The organism is Alcaligenes sp. Me129 (genome assembly GCF_050487245.1).
In the GTDB taxonomy this organism is placed as follows: Bacteria; Pseudomonadota; Gammaproteobacteria; order Burkholderiales; family Burkholderiaceae_B; genus Alcaligenes; species Alcaligenes phenolicus.
In genome coordinates, this window is record NZ_JBKQGX010000002.1 from 365,307 (window position 1) to 379,090 (window position 13,784).

Annotated in this window: 14 protein-coding genes, 1 tRNA gene and 1 pseudogene; 10 read left to right on the plus strand and 6 right to left on the minus strand. The window is 54.1% G+C overall.

Annotated features, from left to right (window positions below; genetic code table 11):
* Positions 1-3: 3 nt before the first annotated feature.
* Positions 4-771, minus strand: coding sequence for an AraC family transcriptional regulator (locus ACLPGZ_RS03730; RefSeq protein ID WP_239055479.1), 768 nt, complete (start codon positions 769-771; stop codon positions 4-6).
* Positions 772-877: 106 nt separating this feature from the next.
* Between ACLPGZ_RS03730 and ACLPGZ_RS03735 the strand changes: the two genes are divergently transcribed.
* From ACLPGZ_RS03735 to ACLPGZ_RS03745, 3 genes and pseudogenes are all read left to right on the plus strand, one after another.
* Entirely contained in the window at positions 878-1,684 is an 807-nt protein-coding gene (locus tag ACLPGZ_RS03735) for a sulfite exporter TauE/SafE family protein (protein WP_009455740.1), read from the plus strand.
* 154 nt (positions 1,685-1,838) lie between these two features.
* Positions 1,839-2,693, plus strand: a pseudogene (locus ACLPGZ_RS03740) (SLC13 family permease); the annotation flags it as partial.
* Positions 2,694-2,783: 90 nt separating this feature from the next.
* On the plus strand, positions 2,784-3,626 hold the full coding sequence (locus ACLPGZ_RS03745) for an SLC13 family permease (RefSeq protein WP_338001556.1): 843 nt from the start codon (positions 2,784-2,786) through the stop codon (positions 3,624-3,626).
* A 96-nt stretch (positions 3,627-3,722) separates the two neighbouring features.
* Here the strand turns inward: ACLPGZ_RS03745 and ACLPGZ_RS03750 are convergent, their stop codons facing one another.
* On the minus strand, positions 3,723-4,019 hold the full coding sequence (locus tag ACLPGZ_RS03750) for a hypothetical protein (protein ID WP_239055481.1): 297 nt from the start codon (positions 4,017-4,019) through the stop codon (positions 3,723-3,725).
* Between the two features lie 392 nt (positions 4,020-4,411).
* Between ACLPGZ_RS03750 and ACLPGZ_RS03755 the strand changes: the two genes are divergently transcribed.
* Entirely contained in the window at positions 4,412-4,810 is a 399-nt protein-coding gene (locus ACLPGZ_RS03755) for a DUF1090 domain-containing protein (protein ID WP_083053741.1), read from the plus strand.
* 186 nt (positions 4,811-4,996) lie between these two features.
* The gene (locus ACLPGZ_RS03760) at positions 4,997-5,920 is read left to right on the plus strand and encodes a DNA/RNA non-specific endonuclease (RefSeq protein ID WP_239055482.1); all 924 of its coding nucleotides are present in this window, start codon (positions 4,997-4,999) and stop codon (positions 5,918-5,920) included.
* Between the two features lie 34 nt (positions 5,921-5,954).
* Here the strand turns inward: ACLPGZ_RS03760 and ACLPGZ_RS03765 are convergent, their stop codons facing one another.
* A complete protein-coding gene (locus ACLPGZ_RS03765) occupies positions 5,955-6,380 on the minus strand; it encodes a hypothetical protein (RefSeq protein ID WP_026482853.1) in 426 nt (141 codons plus the stop codon).
* Positions 6,381-6,511: 131 nt separating this feature from the next.
* Here ACLPGZ_RS03765 and ACLPGZ_RS03770 point away from each other — a divergent pair, with 131 nt between their 5' ends.
* From ACLPGZ_RS03770 to ACLPGZ_RS03780, 3 genes are all read left to right on the plus strand, one after another.
* Positions 6,512-6,754 carry a hypothetical protein gene (locus ACLPGZ_RS03770; protein WP_009455761.1) on the plus strand — a complete coding sequence of 81 codons (243 nt, stop codon included), beginning with the start codon at positions 6,512-6,514 and terminating at the stop codon, positions 6,752-6,754.
* 104 nt (positions 6,755-6,858) lie between these two features.
* Positions 6,859-7,767, plus strand: coding sequence for an arsenic resistance protein (locus tag ACLPGZ_RS03775; RefSeq protein WP_052159226.1), 909 nt, complete (start codon positions 6,859-6,861; stop codon positions 7,765-7,767).
* 379 nt (positions 7,768-8,146) lie between these two features.
* On the plus strand, positions 8,147-8,683 hold the full coding sequence (locus ACLPGZ_RS03780) for an AmiS/UreI family transporter (RefSeq protein WP_239055483.1): 537 nt from the start codon (positions 8,147-8,149) through the stop codon (positions 8,681-8,683).
* 161 nt (positions 8,684-8,844) lie between these two features.
* Here ACLPGZ_RS03780 and soxR read toward each other — a convergent pair whose 3' ends face one another.
* A complete protein-coding gene (soxR, locus tag ACLPGZ_RS03785) occupies positions 8,845-9,333 on the minus strand; it encodes a redox-sensitive transcriptional activator SoxR (protein WP_239055484.1) in 489 nt (162 codons plus the stop codon).
* A 113-nt stretch (positions 9,334-9,446) separates the two neighbouring features.
* Here soxR and ACLPGZ_RS03790 point away from each other — a divergent pair, with 113 nt between their 5' ends.
* The gene (locus tag ACLPGZ_RS03790; protein WP_239055485.1) at positions 9,447-10,880 is read left to right on the plus strand and encodes an MFS transporter; all 1,434 of its coding nucleotides are present in this window, start codon (positions 9,447-9,449) and stop codon (positions 10,878-10,880) included.
* 809 nt (positions 10,881-11,689) lie between these two features.
* Positions 11,690-11,818, plus strand: a complete 129-nt coding sequence (locus ACLPGZ_RS03795) for a hypothetical protein (RefSeq protein WP_268380419.1) — start codon at positions 11,690-11,692, stop codon at positions 11,816-11,818.
* Between the two features lie 528 nt (positions 11,819-12,346).
* On the opposite strand, the gene ACLPGZ_RS03800 is transcribed toward ACLPGZ_RS03795, so the two are convergent.
* A tRNA-Leu gene (locus ACLPGZ_RS03800) sits at positions 12,347-12,431 on the minus strand.
* 123 nt (positions 12,432-12,554) lie between these two features.
* Positions 12,555-13,766: a CaiB/BaiF CoA transferase family protein gene (locus ACLPGZ_RS03805; protein ID WP_254003042.1), complete on the minus strand. Its 1,212-nt coding sequence runs from the start codon at positions 13,764-13,766 to the stop codon at positions 12,555-12,557.
* Positions 13,767-13,784 lie beyond the last annotated feature (18 nt).

Genomic DNA, 13,784 nt, shown 5'->3' on the forward strand with positions numbered 1-13,784 from the left:
CCTTCAAGGAACACGAATAAAGTTGCTGGGTGCTTGCCCCAAGCGGCGACGAAACATGGTGGAAAAGGCACTGGAGCTGTCGTAACCCAGATCCAGTGCAATCTGTGTGACGGATTGGCCGGCCGACAGCTTGGCCAGAGCCGCCAGCAGACAGGCTTGTTGACGCCATTCACTAAAACTCATGCCGGTTTGTTGCCGGAACAGGCGCGTAAAACTGCGCAGGCTTTTATTGATTTGCCCGGCCCACTGTTCTGGCGTGCTTTGAATATTGGGCTGACTTAAAAAGTCTTTGCAGAGCTGGGCCAGGGATGGGTCTTGAGGGATGGGGGCAAAGAGCGGCATGGTTTGCGCCAAACCGACTTCATGCAGAAGCAGTTGAGCCAAGGCGCCGTCGCGGCCATCTTCCTCGTACAGAGCGGGCAAGGCCAGGGAGGCCAACAACAAGTGATGCAGCAAGGGCGTAATGACCAGCACTTCGCAGTGTGTGCTGCTGCGAGGTGCTGCTTCCGGCTCTATATATAAGCTTCGGGTGCTGGCGCTTTGCATGCGTACGCGATGGCGTTTGCCAGCTGGAATCCACACGCCGCTATAGGGCGGAATCACCCAGGCGCCATCGTCGGTTGCGACTTCCATCAGCCCGGTCATGGCATAGAGCATTTGCGCCCGTCGGTGCACATGAAAGTCCAGCAGCGTGCCCGGCGCGTAGTCCGTGCCAATCGCCAGCAAGGGGCGAGGGGTGGCATCTACGCTATCCAGTCGTACATTGTGCATAAGCAAGCCTCTGGCCGAAACGAAAGTATTGTTGACCGGTTTTAGCATGCCAGCCAAAACAGGGCGACCTATTCTTGGGTTTTGTCATCTGTGTTGATGGGCGGCTATGTATTTTCTATTGCTGTTTTTTGGTTTGCTGGCTGGCGTGACCACCGTGCTGTTTGGCTTCGGTGGTGGTTTTGTGGTGGTTCCCGTGCTGTATTCGGTGCTGATTGGCATGTATGGCGTGGATAGTCAGATGGGGCAGGCCGCCATGCATATTGCGGTGGCCACTTCCACCTGCGTCATGATTTTTGGTGCTGGCCTGTCTACCTGGCGTCACCACAAGGCGGGCACTGTGCCTTGGGGGCAAGTGCGTCCTTTGCTCCTGTTCATCGCCTTGGGGGCGATTCCCGGTGCGGCAGCAGCCATGGCCTTGAGCGGGTCCTGGGTACGTTGGGTTTTTGTGGTGTATCTGGGCCTGACGATTCTGGATAGCCTGTTTCGTTCCGGCTTCACCCAAGAGTCCAGCAATACCATGCGCCCTTTAAGCAAGGCCAGTAGCGCTGGGGCCGGGGTGATTATTGGTGCGATTGCCGCCTTTTTGGGTGTCGGTGGTAGCGTGATCACCGTCCCCCTGATGCGTCGACGCGGTGCCAGCATGACCGCTGCCACGGCCGCAGCCAACCCCTTGTCCTTGCCGATGGCGGTGGTGGGGAGCCTGACTTACGCCATGCTGGCCTGGAATGCCGATTCCTTGGGGGCCTGGCATGCAGGTTATATCGACTTGCGCGCATGCCTGGTGCTGGTGATTGGCTCCTGGCTGGGGATTCGCTTCACCTCGCGCTGGATCGGCAAGATCCCGGACAGCATTCATGCCAAAGCCTATATCGCCTTGTTGGGGCTGGTGTTTTTGGTGATGCTGCTGGTTTAAGCGTTGCAGGGGGGGCCTTGCGCCACCGATCTCTCCAAGCTTGAAGGCTTCACTTTTCCTGTTTTGAAAACTTGTGTTTTTTTGTTGAGTGCGGCGAAATGCAGTGCTTGGTGTGCTGCATTTTTCCCTATACTGAGCAGCACAGCACAAACAGGAGTGGGGCAACATGACAACAGAGATTGCAGTGGTCTTGGGTCTGGCTTTAATCGCGATTGTCTTGTTTGCTACAGAAAAACTCCGAATAGATGCTATCGCCTTGCTGGTGCTCAGCACCTTGGCGATTCTGGGTTTGGTGACTCCCGAGCAGGCCGTGGGTGGTTTCAGCAATCCGGCCACGGTTACCGTCGCGGCCATGTTTGTGCTGGCTGCCGGGCTGCAAAATAGCGGGGCGCTGTCCGGGATTGGGGATTTGCTGAGCAAGGCACGCTCCCCTGTGCAGTTTCTGCTGCTGTTGTTTCTGGTTCTGGCGGTGATTGCTCCTTTCGTGAACAACACGGCGGTGGTAGCGGTATTCATTCCCATCGTCATGGCCGCCTGCGCACGGATAGGCATGTCGGCTTCCAAAGCGCTTATCCCCTTGTCCTATGTCTCGCAAATGGCCGGGGTCTGTACCTTGGTCGGGACCTCTACCAACCTGCTGGTCAATGCCATTGCCCGCGATCTGGGCCATCCCGGTTTCACCATGTTCGAGTTCACCGCCTTGGGGGTGATCTGTATGGCTGTGGGTTGTCTTTATTTGCTGACGATAGGGCGCTGGCTACTGCCCGATGCCCGTGGCGGCGAGTTGGTCGAGCAATATGAGCTGGGAAAATACATTACCGAGCTTCGGGTGATGCCCGATTCTTCCCTGATTGGCCAATCGGTGGGCGATGCCAAGCTGGGCGAGCAATACGGGGTGTTTGTGCTGGAGCTGTTGCGCGGCGATACCAAAGTGTGGGGCCCGCGAGAGCAGAAGATCGAGCAGGACGACGTGCTGTTGGCGCGCGGAGACTGGACCAAGCTGGACGAGCTGCGCAAAGAAGCGGGTCTGGAAGTAGACCCCCAGTTCAAGCTGGAACAACAGTCTTTCGAGCAGGTTGATCAGGTCTTGACCGAGGTCATGATTGCGCCGCGTTCGCGTATCAGTGGTCGTACTTTAGGCAGTTTGGGGGCGGGCTGGCACAAGAACGCCACCGTGCTGGGCATTCATCGCCGTGGTCAGGTCTTGCGTGAGCAATTGCGTGCTGTGCGTTTGCAGGTGGGCGATATCTTGTTGATGTTGACTCCGGCCGCAGAGGCGGCCGATTTGCGGGCTGACAGCAATATCATCGTGTTGTCCGAGCGCGAGGCCGAAAAGGAAATGGGCTGGCGTGCGCCGTTTGCACTGGTCACCATGGCCCTGGTGATTTTGTTGCCTGCCTTGGGCTGGGTGCCTATCAGCATCACCTCCTTGTTCGGTGCCGTGGCCATGACACTGGCCGGTTGTCTGAAAGCAGATGATGTGTACGACGCCATAGACTGGCGCATCATCATCTTGATGGCGGGCTTGCTGCCTTTGGGTATGGCCATGAGCGAGACCGGCGCGGCCCAGTTTCTGGTCGAAAATACCGTTGGTCTGGTGAAGTCCTTTGGACCTTTGACCGTGTTGGCCGTGGTCTACCTGATGGCCCTGATGCTGACGGAGTTCATGAGCAATGCCGCCGCTGCTGTCTTGCTGACACCGATAGGAATGTCCACGGCGAAAATGATGGGCGTCGATCCCACTCCCTTTCTGATTGCCGTTACCTTCGCGGCTTCCACCAGTTTTGCCACGCCTGTGGGTTATCAGACCAACACCATGGTTTATGGCGCAGGCGGCTATCGTTTTGTGGATTTCCTGAAAGTGGGTTTGCCCTTGAATCTGATTTTCTGGGTGTTGGGCGTGTTGTTGATCCCCGTTTTCTGGCCCTTCAATCCGGCTTGAAGCCGCTACTTATACGGCAAGAATAAAAGAAGCCCTGGTCATGGCCTCACCGGCCCCGCAGACCATCCGGATGATGCAGGGACGAGAGGAGCTTGATTACAGGCTTGCGTCACCCGAGGGGCCGGATTGTTCCTTGGGACCTTTCCAGCGATAGCTCAGCAGCAGCACCCACAGGGTGGCCATGCCCAGTCCGTACAACATGGCTCCATAGGAAACAGAAATATCAATACCGCAGACCCGCGAGAAGCGGTCCGCGGTATCGCAGATATTCTTGATCGCCAGTACAAACAAGACGGTGTTGACGGCCATGGCCAGACAAGCGGACACCGCCCGTTCTGCCCAGATCAGACTGGCAACGGCCAGAATGGATAAGGGCATCAAGGAGTTGAGCACACTGGTATGCTAGGCTGAATACGCCTGGGAGGAGTTGAGCAAACTTTCGTTGACGTGCGCAAAGGGAAAGAGCCACAACACAATCAAAGCAGCGCACAGGAAAAAAATCAGTTTCCTGGTGGTGATGTTGAACACGATTAAAAGTAAAAGTTTGCTTTATGAGGATTTCGAGTGTAACTGAACTGTTTTATGCTTAAAGACAAGTTGTGTAAATTTCTCGGCACAATTTGCGACAATTTTGTTACTTGAATATGACATAAACAGAAGAATTTTCGAATTTAATCACGTTTTCGTGACAAATTGACGAAGTCTATTCCAATCGTCCACCTGAGGTAAATTGGAGTCTGGATTGTATGATGGCTATCTGGATGAACACTGCAGGAGTAACAAGGATGAAACGTTCCGTATGGTGCTTGAGTGCTGTATTAAGTGTGATGGCCTTGCCCGCCTGGGCTGATAACCCGGCTTGCCAGTATCGGGCTGCCGAAATTCAGAACCAGATCAACTATGCTCGCCAGCATGGCAATGTTCATCGAGAGCGTGGCCTGGAGCGCGCCTTGGCCAATGTGCAGATGCATTGCCGGGACGCGGATTTGCTGCGTGATGTACAGGAAGATATCCGCGAGCAGGAAGAGGATATCCAGGAGCGCCTGGATGAAATCGCCGAGAAACGGGCTGAAGGGCGACAAGACAAGGTGGAAAAGCTGGAGAAAAAACTGGAACGTGATCGTGCCAAATTGGCACAACTGCAAGATGAATTGAAAGAATTGCAGGCTCTGGGTGCTCAGTAAAAAGCGTCACCGCAAGTCCTGAGTCTTCTCCTGTTCTGGCGATTGATCGCGTTAAAAAAGCCGGAGTCAGAAATAAATACGTGCTCCCACTGGGGGCACGTTCTTTTGAATCTGAAAGGACTGCTTATAATCACAGGTGCAGTCGGCGCAATGATGTAAGCCGACCAAGCATAAAACAAGAGTGGTATGAGCAGAAAAAGTACAGGTCGTAGCGTTAAAAAAACCAGTAGTAGAAAAAAGACAGGGCAGGCAAACCCGTCCCGATTTCTGAAGTCCGTCCTTGCCGCGGCCCTGACCAGTTTCGGGATTGCAACGGCCTGGCTTCATCCCCAAGGGCTGAACTGGCAAAGTCTTGAACCGTTTCTGGTGTCTTTGGGTTGGCCAGGCGCGACGCAGCAGGATAGTGTGCCTGTCCCGGCCTCGGTCGAGGGGTATGTTCAAACCTCTTTTGCACATTGCCCCCAGTTCTTTCCCGGCTCGCGACCTGTCGTGCCCATGGCTTACACGCAAAGAGAGTTGTGCTTCAGCTCTTTTGCGATTTTGCATAGCGGCCAAACCAAGACGCCGGTGTTTGTCGTCCAGCGTCTGAATCGTCAGCAGATTCAGTCCGCCAAAGGCTTGAAGCGCACGGATCGTTTTTATGCTGAAGGCCGTTTGCCGCAGGCAGAGCGGGCCGAGCTGAATGACTATCGAGGCTCGGGCTTTTCGCGCGGGCATATGGCTCCGGCAGGGGATATGGCGTCGGAGCAGAGCATGGCGCAGAGCTTTTCTCTGGCCAATATGGTGCCGCAAAATCAGGTTCACAACGCCGGCCCCTGGAACAAGATCGAAGCCGATACCCGTAAATATGTGGCGCGTGCCGCAGGCAATGTGTATGTGTTCACCGGACCTGTGTACGAGCGCAATGCCGTGACGATAGGTTCCAGCCAGGTTGCCGTTCCCAGTCATTTGTTCAAGCTGGTGTATGACGCCACCACAGGACGCTCCTGGGTACATTGGCAGGCTAACCAAGCTTCCACTCGTGTTGGACCACCCATCAGCTACGAGGAGTTTGTAAGACGGACAGGCTTGCACTTGCTGCCTGACACCAGTCTTAAAAGATCGGGTTGAAGCAGACACCTTGGCGTGTGGGCACTAGCCCGTTTTATTTATTGAGTATGGCGTGGACTTGATCTTCAGAAAAATACACGCTGTCCCCGACCTCGAAAACGTGGTAACTGATGTTCTGCTCGCTGACGACGCCCCTGAAATACGCCTTGGGGGTGGCTGGCAGTTGGGTGATACGAACACTGATGTAGCGCTCGCTGGTGTAAGAAACCAGCTGTACATGCATACCTTGCTTCAAATCCAGGGCGCCTGGGAAACGGTCCAGATCGTCATGGCTGACTACAACTCGAAATGCAGTGGGCCTGTGAATGACATAGGCTTCTTTCAGCTGGAGATGTAGAGTCAGGATCTGTTGTGCTTGTGTGCTGATTTGCGCGCCCGGATGTCGGACTTCCTGCTCCAGTTCGGGATTGGGCGTCAGATTCAAGATTTGGGCCAATAGCAAAAATTGTTCGTGAGTCATAAATTGCAAATTATCAGGAAAGGGAATCGACGGGCTTTGGAGGCTCAGGGTACAGTGTTCCTATTGTCCGCGATCGGTTCTGATTTCGATTCGCGGTAATTGCAATAAAGATTTTTTGTAGGGAAAACACAATGATGGTTCGACGTCTGATTCAAAGTTGCGCGGTGCTCGGTCTGGCCGCTTTGATGGCAGCTTGTTCCTCCGCGAAGCCCGGTGGTGGCCCCGTGTCAAAACTCTTTAATGAATGCACCTGGGACCGTGAATCCTGCATGCACGAGGGCCGTTACGAAGCCGGAGAAAGCGAGTATGCCGAGCGTGAGGCTCGAGATTTGAACCGTCAGTCCGCCGCACGTTTGCGCCGTAGCGGTCTGTAAAAGGGAGTTCTCACGGCAGTGCCGGAGTTGTTCAGCCAAACGAGGTGCTGGCCGTGATTCGTGATGTGTTAGAGCGCCGGCAAACCGCTATTTATTGTGTGGCGATGTTGCTGGCCGCCTGGATGGCCAGTGTCTGGGTGATGCCAGCTAGTCTGGTCGACTGGATCAATCCAGCGCTGGCTTTCATGTTGTATGTCACCTTTGTGCAGGTGCCTATTGCCCAGTTAGGCAAAGCGCTGACCCAGCTGCGCTTTCTGGCCGTTTTGCTTCTGGCCAATTTTCTCCTGATACCTCTATTGGTCTTTGCGCTGGTGCCCTTGCTGCCAGACCACACCATGTTGCGCCTGGGCGTGTTGTTGGTCTTGCTGGCTCCTTGCATTGATTACGTCGTGACCTTTGCTCAATTAGGTCGTGCCGACGCCCGCGCACTTCTAGCCGCTACGCCGGTACTGCTGCTTGTGCAAATGCTGCTCCTGCCCTTGTTTTTGAAATTGGCCTTGGGGGAACAGTTCGGTTTGTACATCAAAGCCGGGCCGTTTCTGAATGCTTTCTTTTACCTGATTCTGATTCCGCTGTTGCTGGCGGGGGCCACCCAGTATCTTGCGGGTAAAAGCCGTAGTTGGACGCAGATAAAAACGGGTTTGGGCTTGGCCCCCGTTCCAGCCACTGCTTTGGTCTTGTTCATCGTCGTGGCGGCTGTTCTGCGACAACTGGAGCCTGCACTGGATGTCTTGTGGCGAGTGTTGCCGGTGTATGCGCTGTTTGCCATTCTGGCTCCTGTCATCGGCTGGGCGCTGGCACGGCAAGCGCGGCTGGCCGTTCCGTTGCGACGTGCGGTGGCTTTCAGCAGTGCAACTCGCAATTCTTTGGTGGTGCTGCCTCTGGCTTTGGCGATTCCGGGGGCTTTGCCGTTGTTGCCAGCCATCATTTTGACGCAGACTTTGGTGGAACTACTGGCACAGTTGGCTTATGTGCGTGTGCTGGCTCGCTGGGGCCAAAACGAACAGGCTTGAGCGGGCTCTTGAGCAGGCACGCTGTTTATTGTTTGGTCAGTTGCCAGACCTCATTTGTAGCGGCCTTGCCCAGGCTTCGATGATTTTTTAACTCATTGATTAAAAGGGACTTTGTTTGGTCCTGGGCTGAGTCTGCTTCCAAAATGGAGAAGGGGGCGTTTGTCTGCTAATGCCTGTGCAAACCGCTCGCTTTTCAGCCAGAATTTTCACTGGAAAACCGCCGCAAAATTGCGCGTTTTTTTCTTATAGAGCTTATAAAAAAAATCACATGGCAATTGTGTAGCCAAGCTCTATGATCTGCTCCGCCTCAGCCTTGAGTGCAACATCATGTTGCGGGCATGTTCTGTGTCCGCCTTCTATTACTTAGGATATCTTCAAAATGCTAGTTGCCGCTTTTCTGGCGTTTGCAGGCCTGTGCCTGTTCGTTAATGGTGTTCGTCTCTTTTACTCTGAAGGTCATCATGCTGGCAGGCTGGTGGATGCCAAAGATGCTGCTATCGTCAACTTGTTCACGGCCGTACTGGGATTCATCTGCATGTCCCATATCTTGAACCCCGCCAATAGCACCGTGTACTCTCCCTTGTCGGCCATTTATCTGGGCCTGTTTGCTTTGACCTATTTTTGGGTAGGGGTGAACGCGTTTACAGGAAGTGATGGGCGTGCCTTGGGCTGGTATTCCCTGGTGGTCGCCTGCATCGCTGTTCCCGCCGCCCTTACAAATATGAGCGTAGCCGAGCGGATTTTTGACTACTGGCAAGTCCTGAGCTGGTTGTCTTGGGCAGGGCTCTGGTTCATGTTCTTCTTGCTGCTGGTGCTGAATAAACCCATTGCCCGCCTGACTGGGCTGGTGTCTGCCGTGCAAGGGGTGCTGACAGCCTTGCTCCCCGCGCTGCTGTATTTCTGGGGCGTGATCTAAGAGAGTAGGGCGTTTCTTGGAAAGTAAAAAAGGCCTGGTGTGAAAACTGGGCCTTTTTGCTGCCTGATGCCTTCTGGCATAGTGAAGTAAGGGTCGGTTTTCGCTGATTTCCAACCCTGATGCGCTGCGTGTTCAGCCTGGATTTCACACAAACCGCGCGATCAGATTTCCCCCGCTCTTTTCTTCCGCTTCTGATTGTGTCGTCCGGCATCAAGCAGCACAGCACCCGCGCCTGACAGGGATAACTGATCCCCCGGGTTTCTAAGGGGGCAGTCCGTCATGGACAAACACCCACAGCCTATACAGCCATCCAGCTCATCGCGTAGCTGTGTCAGGCTGAGAATCCGCTCATTCAACATATCCCGCCAGCTCGTGGACAAGGTGGCCCAGTCCTTTGCGTTCAGTGGCCGGCCAGTAGGTAATTCATCCAAGGCTGTTTTGATGGTAGCCAGTCGAATGCCGGCGCGCTGTGCAATTTTGATGACCGCAATTTTCCGTAGAACATCCCGGTGATAGCGGCGCTGGTTACCATCGCTACGCCAGCCATGAATGAGACCTTTGGTTTCGTAGTGATGCACGGTTGCAATGGTGACCCCGCTGCGGCGGGCGACTTCACCCACGGACAGAGGGATGCTGGTATCGATTCTCATGGTTTTTGGATCTCTTGACCTCATCTATACATGAGGTTTTATAAAAGACCACTCTTGCCTATGCAAGCTTTTCAAGCGGCAGGGCTACTTTTAAAAGAATGAGTCGAGATCTTATGAAGAATCAGCAAGCTTGCGCGCGTAGCGGGCAAGGGGTACAGACCGGGTGGGGCGCTTTGTTGTCGGGGGCCAATGCCATGCGTGCCCTCGTCCTGGCCGGTGGAGTGGTATTGCATGCCGTCAATGTCTACATTGTGACCACCATTTTGCCCACGGTTGTGCGGGATATTGGTGGGCTGGATTTATATGCCTGGAATACGACCCTGTTTGTCGTGGCGTCTATTCTGGGTTCGGCTCTGTCACCCAAGTTGCTGGCCTTGACGGGTCCTAAAGGCAGCTATGCCGTCGCGGCCTTGATCTTTGCGGTGGGGGCGCTTGTTTGCGCGCTGGCGCCGAATATGTCCCTTTTGCTGTTCGGGCGCTTCGTCCAGGGGATTGGCGGTGGTTTTCTCTTTGCTCTGGCGTACGCCATGATTCGTCTGGTTTTTGCAGAGCCCTTGTGGCCTCGAGCCATGGCGTTGGTATCAGCGATGTGGGGCGTGGCAACGTTGGCCGGGCCGGCAGTCGGTGGCGTGTTTGCGCAGTGGGGAATGTGGCGTGCGGCTTTTGGATCGGTCGCCTTGATTGCCGTACTTTTTGCCGCTTTGGCATTAGTAGTCCTCCCCAAACGCGAGCAACATGCCGCGGCGGTGAGCAAGGTGGCTATTCCTGTGATTCAACTGCTGTTGTTGACGCTGGCGGTGTTGGCGATCTCTGCCGGTAGTACCTCGGCAGATGTACTGCAAAATGCGCTTGGCCTGGGCTTGGCGGGGGGGTTGGCCGTCGCTTTGCTGGTAGTGGAAAAACGTTCGTCTACCAAGTTGCTGCCATCGGGGGCGTTTCAGTTCAGATCTGCAATTGCCAAACTCTATGCCTTGATGTCCTTGTTAGTGCTGACGGTGACCAGTGGTGAAGTTTTTGCACCGCTTTTTCTGCAAGTCTTGCATCAACAGTCCCCGTTAGTAGCGGGGTACTTCACGGCGCTGATGGGGGCGGGCTGGACGGTAGGGGCAATTATCAGCTCGGGCCTGGGGGAAAAAGCCATTGCGCGGGCGATCATGGCTGGGCCTATCCTGGGACTGCTGGGTATGGTGGGGCTTGTTGTTTTACTGCCAGATACCAGTACGGGTTCCGTCCTGGCTCTGGCACCGATTTGTCTGGCTCTGGCCTTGATAGGCGTGGGAGTAGGGGTAGCTTGGCCCCATTTGCTGGTGCGGGTTTTCAAGGCAGTGCCAGCCCAAGAGCAGGAACTGGCGGGGGCATCGATTACAACCATTCAGCTCTTTGCAACGGCAAGCGGAGCAGCCTTGGCTGGAATGATTGCCAATGCGGGTGGACTCATTGATCCCGGTGGCGTGGAGGGAACGCGTCAAGCGGCTTATTATTTATTTGGAATTTTTGCTGTGGCACCGCTGTTAGGGATAGGAGTGGCAAGGAACTGTCGGGCGTGAATGCTGTCTGATTAATTATGAGCCAGCTAATTTGTTCAGCATTCTGCTAGGGTTAATACTAGAGCGTCCATTAATTAGCTCTTATTGATATAAGATTTAGTGCAATTGAAGCCTGGTTCTATATTTTTAATTTTCATGAAGGAGGTTGCCTTGTGAATAGTGCCCCCTTTACTAATCAGGTATCCAAACCCGATCCGCAGCCTAAGCCCATGCGCTGGCCTAGCGATTTTCCGGGTAAACACGATCGGCAGGAATAAGCTCCGGATTTAATCGGGAAGCCGCCTTCAAGGGCGGCTTTTTTGTGTCTGCGCTTCAAGGCTTTCTTTTGTGGGGCTCGGAAATGAGGGGGTGGGGGGAATCTTTCGGGCTTGATAGTAGGAATATCAGGTGACGTGCCCGTTGCTCTTGCTGCTTCACTAAGCTGTTTGTTGTGGCCCAGCCATCTCTGTGCCGACTTTCTCTTTATGCAGGGCATGGTTTTTGTCTTGTCTGGCTGGCCGTGTTGAAGTCCTCCCCTGAGACTCCCTGACGACAAGATCCCTTCCTCTTGGGCCGGTTTCAAACCGACTTTGACCTACGTCTATAGAACGATGTCCATACTCCCTTTCAGCTCATCAATGTAGCATAAAGTAACAAATATTCTTCGGTTTATTGGTCTTTAAGGCAAATTTATGACCTCTTTATGCATGAAAAATGTAGTTATCGAGTAAAAAACAGGAATAAATGTTATTTATTGTCAAATGTGACTAGATAATATAATTACTTGCGAATGATTGTCATTATTGATTTTTTATAAAGGAAAGATGGGGATGAATCGCAATCCAAAGCCAAGCCCAAATCCGGCTCCCAGCCCAAGTCCTGATCCGGCTCCCAAGCCCGAGCCGCAACCCATGCGCTGGCCCAGTGACTTTCCTGGAAAGCACGATCGCTACAACTGATGTTTAAGTAGAGGTGTTCAGGAGAAAAGCACAGTGCCCAGCGGGGGGCTTGCGATTCTGCCCCCCCCGGCACGTGCTTTTTCTCAGCTGTCTCGAGGTCGATTTCAGTAAATACCGTTGGATTTATCAGATCTATATAGCGCAGCTTTGGTGGGCTGTTACCTGAAAATAACTTTGTTAGCGCGGACAAGCTTTAACTAATGATTGTGAGAATGGGCTAGCTTCCGTACGCAACCATACAAGACGTGCAGCGAGTTGATTGAGTGGCAATTATTAGCGGCCAAACAATTACAAGGGAACCAAATCAATAGACGCACTCGCAGTCATGTGCATCGCTCACAGCATTGAACTGGACTCAATACCTAGGCGATGTGGCTATTTTTGTTTTTTTGAGGAATTCGTGGGGCCTTTATGGGGCCTACGATGTTGAATACTTGAAAACAGGCTATTAAAAGCTGTTAGGGTATGAAAGTTAAGCCGTTGATTTTGCTTAAAATTGATTTTTCTGAATCAACGGTTTTCATGCTCTGGTGCGAACGGAGAGACTCGAACTCTCACACCTCTCGGCGCCAGAACCTAAATCTGGTGCGTCTACCAATTCCGCCACGTTCGCAGCACGAAAGAAGTAGATTCTAGCTTGGATTTTCATCCTCGGCAAGTGCTTGCTCCGTATGAAAAACAAATAGATTAGGCGCCATCTTGTACTGGCCCCCAGGTGCTTTTGTACTGCTTTGTTTTACTTGCGTTTTGGGTTCTTGGCGATCAGGCCGCGTGCTTGCCAGTCGGCTTGTTGTTCGGCGCTGATCCCCAGGTTATCCAGGATTTCCTGGGTGTCCTGGCCCAGGTGCGGAGCAGGGCGGTAGATGGCGCCAGGGGTGTGGCTCAGCTTGGGAACGATGCCGGGTACTTTAAGCGGTGTGCCGTCTGGAAGACTGCTGTCCAGCAGCATGTCACGGGCCTGATAGTGGGGATCTGCTGCGATATCGGCAATGTCATAAACCCGCCCTGCGGGAACGCCAGCCTGGTCCAGAATTTCCAGTACCTTGTCCAGTTCCAGAGCGCTGGCCCAGTGGCCAATGGCGGCATCGATCACGCCTGCATTTCGGGCGCGACCATCATTGTGCGCGTAGTCGGGATTGTCAGCCATATCAGCGCGCCCAATGGCGTTCATCAAGCGCTTGAAAATGCTGTCGCCATTGCCGGCGATCAAGGCGTACTTGCCATCCTTGCAGACGTAGGCATTGCTGGGCGTAATGCCGGGCAGGCTGCTGCCGGCAGGCTCCCGAATGGCGCCGAAGGCGGAGTATTCGGGCAACAGACTTTCCATCATGTTGAACACGGATTCATACAGGGCCACGTCAATATATTGACCTTCGCCCTTGTTCTGTTCACGCTGGCGCAGGGCCATCATGATGCCGATGACACCATGCAAGGCTGCCAGAGAGTCTCCAATGGACACGCCAACCCGTACCGGCGGCCGTCCGGCCTCACCGCTAAGGTGGCGCAAGCCGCCCATGGCCTCGCCAATCACGCCGAAACCGGGCTTGTCCTTGTAAGGGCCGGTCTGGCCGTAGCCCGATACACGCAACATGATCAGACCGGGGTTGATGGCTTTCAGGTCTTCCCAGCCTAGCCCCCATTCTTCCAGGGCGCCGGGGCGGAAGTTCTCGATCAGAATGTCACATTCTTTTACCAGTGCGCGCACCACGTCCTGACACTCCGCCTGTCGCAGATCCAGGGCCAGAGACTTCTTGTTACGGGATTGCACCTCCCACCAGACCGAGTTACCGTCATGCAGCAAACGCCATTTACGCAAGGGGTCACCGCCTTTGGGGGATTCGATCTTGATGACGTCCGCGCCAAATTCGCCCAGGATCTTGGCGGCAAAGGGGCCGGCGATCAATTGGCCCAGTTCCAGGACCCGGATGCCGCCTAAAGGGGAGTTCATGTGCATATCAGTCTTGCG

Bases quoted from the DNA above. Each gene is read 5' to 3' on its own strand.
- ACLPGZ_RS03730 (WP_239055479.1), bottom strand. From the start codon at position 771: ATGCACAATGTACGACTGGATAGCGTAGATGCCACCCCTCGCCCCTTG.
- soxR (WP_239055484.1), bottom strand. From the start codon at position 9,333: ATGAGAATCGATACCAGCATCCCTCTGTCCGTGGGTGAAGTCGCCCGC.
- ACLPGZ_RS03790 (WP_239055485.1), top strand. From the start codon at position 9,447: ATGAAGAATCAGCAAGCTTGCGCGCGTAGCGGGCAAGGGGTACAGACC.
- ACLPGZ_RS03760 (WP_239055482.1), top strand. From the start codon at position 4,997: ATGAGCAGAAAAAGTACAGGTCGTAGCGTTAAAAAAACCAGTAGTAGA.
- ACLPGZ_RS03780 (WP_239055483.1), top strand. From the start codon at position 8,147: ATGCTAGTTGCCGCTTTTCTGGCGTTTGCAGGCCTGTGCCTGTTCGTT.
- ACLPGZ_RS03805 (WP_254003042.1), bottom strand. From the start codon at position 13,766: ATGAACTCCCCTTTAGGCGGCATCCGGGTCCTGGAACTGGGCCAATTG.
- ACLPGZ_RS03745 (WP_338001556.1), top strand. From the start codon at position 2,784: ATGATTGCGCCGCGTTCGCGTATCAGTGGTCGTACTTTAGGCAGTTTG.
- ACLPGZ_RS03765 (WP_026482853.1), bottom strand. From the start codon at position 6,380: ATGACTCACGAACAATTTTTGCTATTGGCCCAAATCTTGAATCTGACG.
- ACLPGZ_RS03770 (WP_009455761.1), top strand. From the start codon at position 6,512: ATGATGGTTCGACGTCTGATTCAAAGTTGCGCGGTGCTCGGTCTGGCC.
- ACLPGZ_RS03755 (WP_083053741.1), top strand. From the start codon at position 4,412: ATGAAACGTTCCGTATGGTGCTTGAGTGCTGTATTAAGTGTGATGGCC.
- ACLPGZ_RS03735 (WP_009455740.1), top strand. From the start codon at position 878: ATGTATTTTCTATTGCTGTTTTTTGGTTTGCTGGCTGGCGTGACCACC.
- ACLPGZ_RS03775 (WP_052159226.1), top strand. From the start codon at position 6,859: ATGTTGCTGGCCGCCTGGATGGCCAGTGTCTGGGTGATGCCAGCTAGT.
- ACLPGZ_RS03795 (WP_268380419.1), top strand. From the start codon at position 11,690: ATGAATCGCAATCCAAAGCCAAGCCCAAATCCGGCTCCCAGCCCAAGT.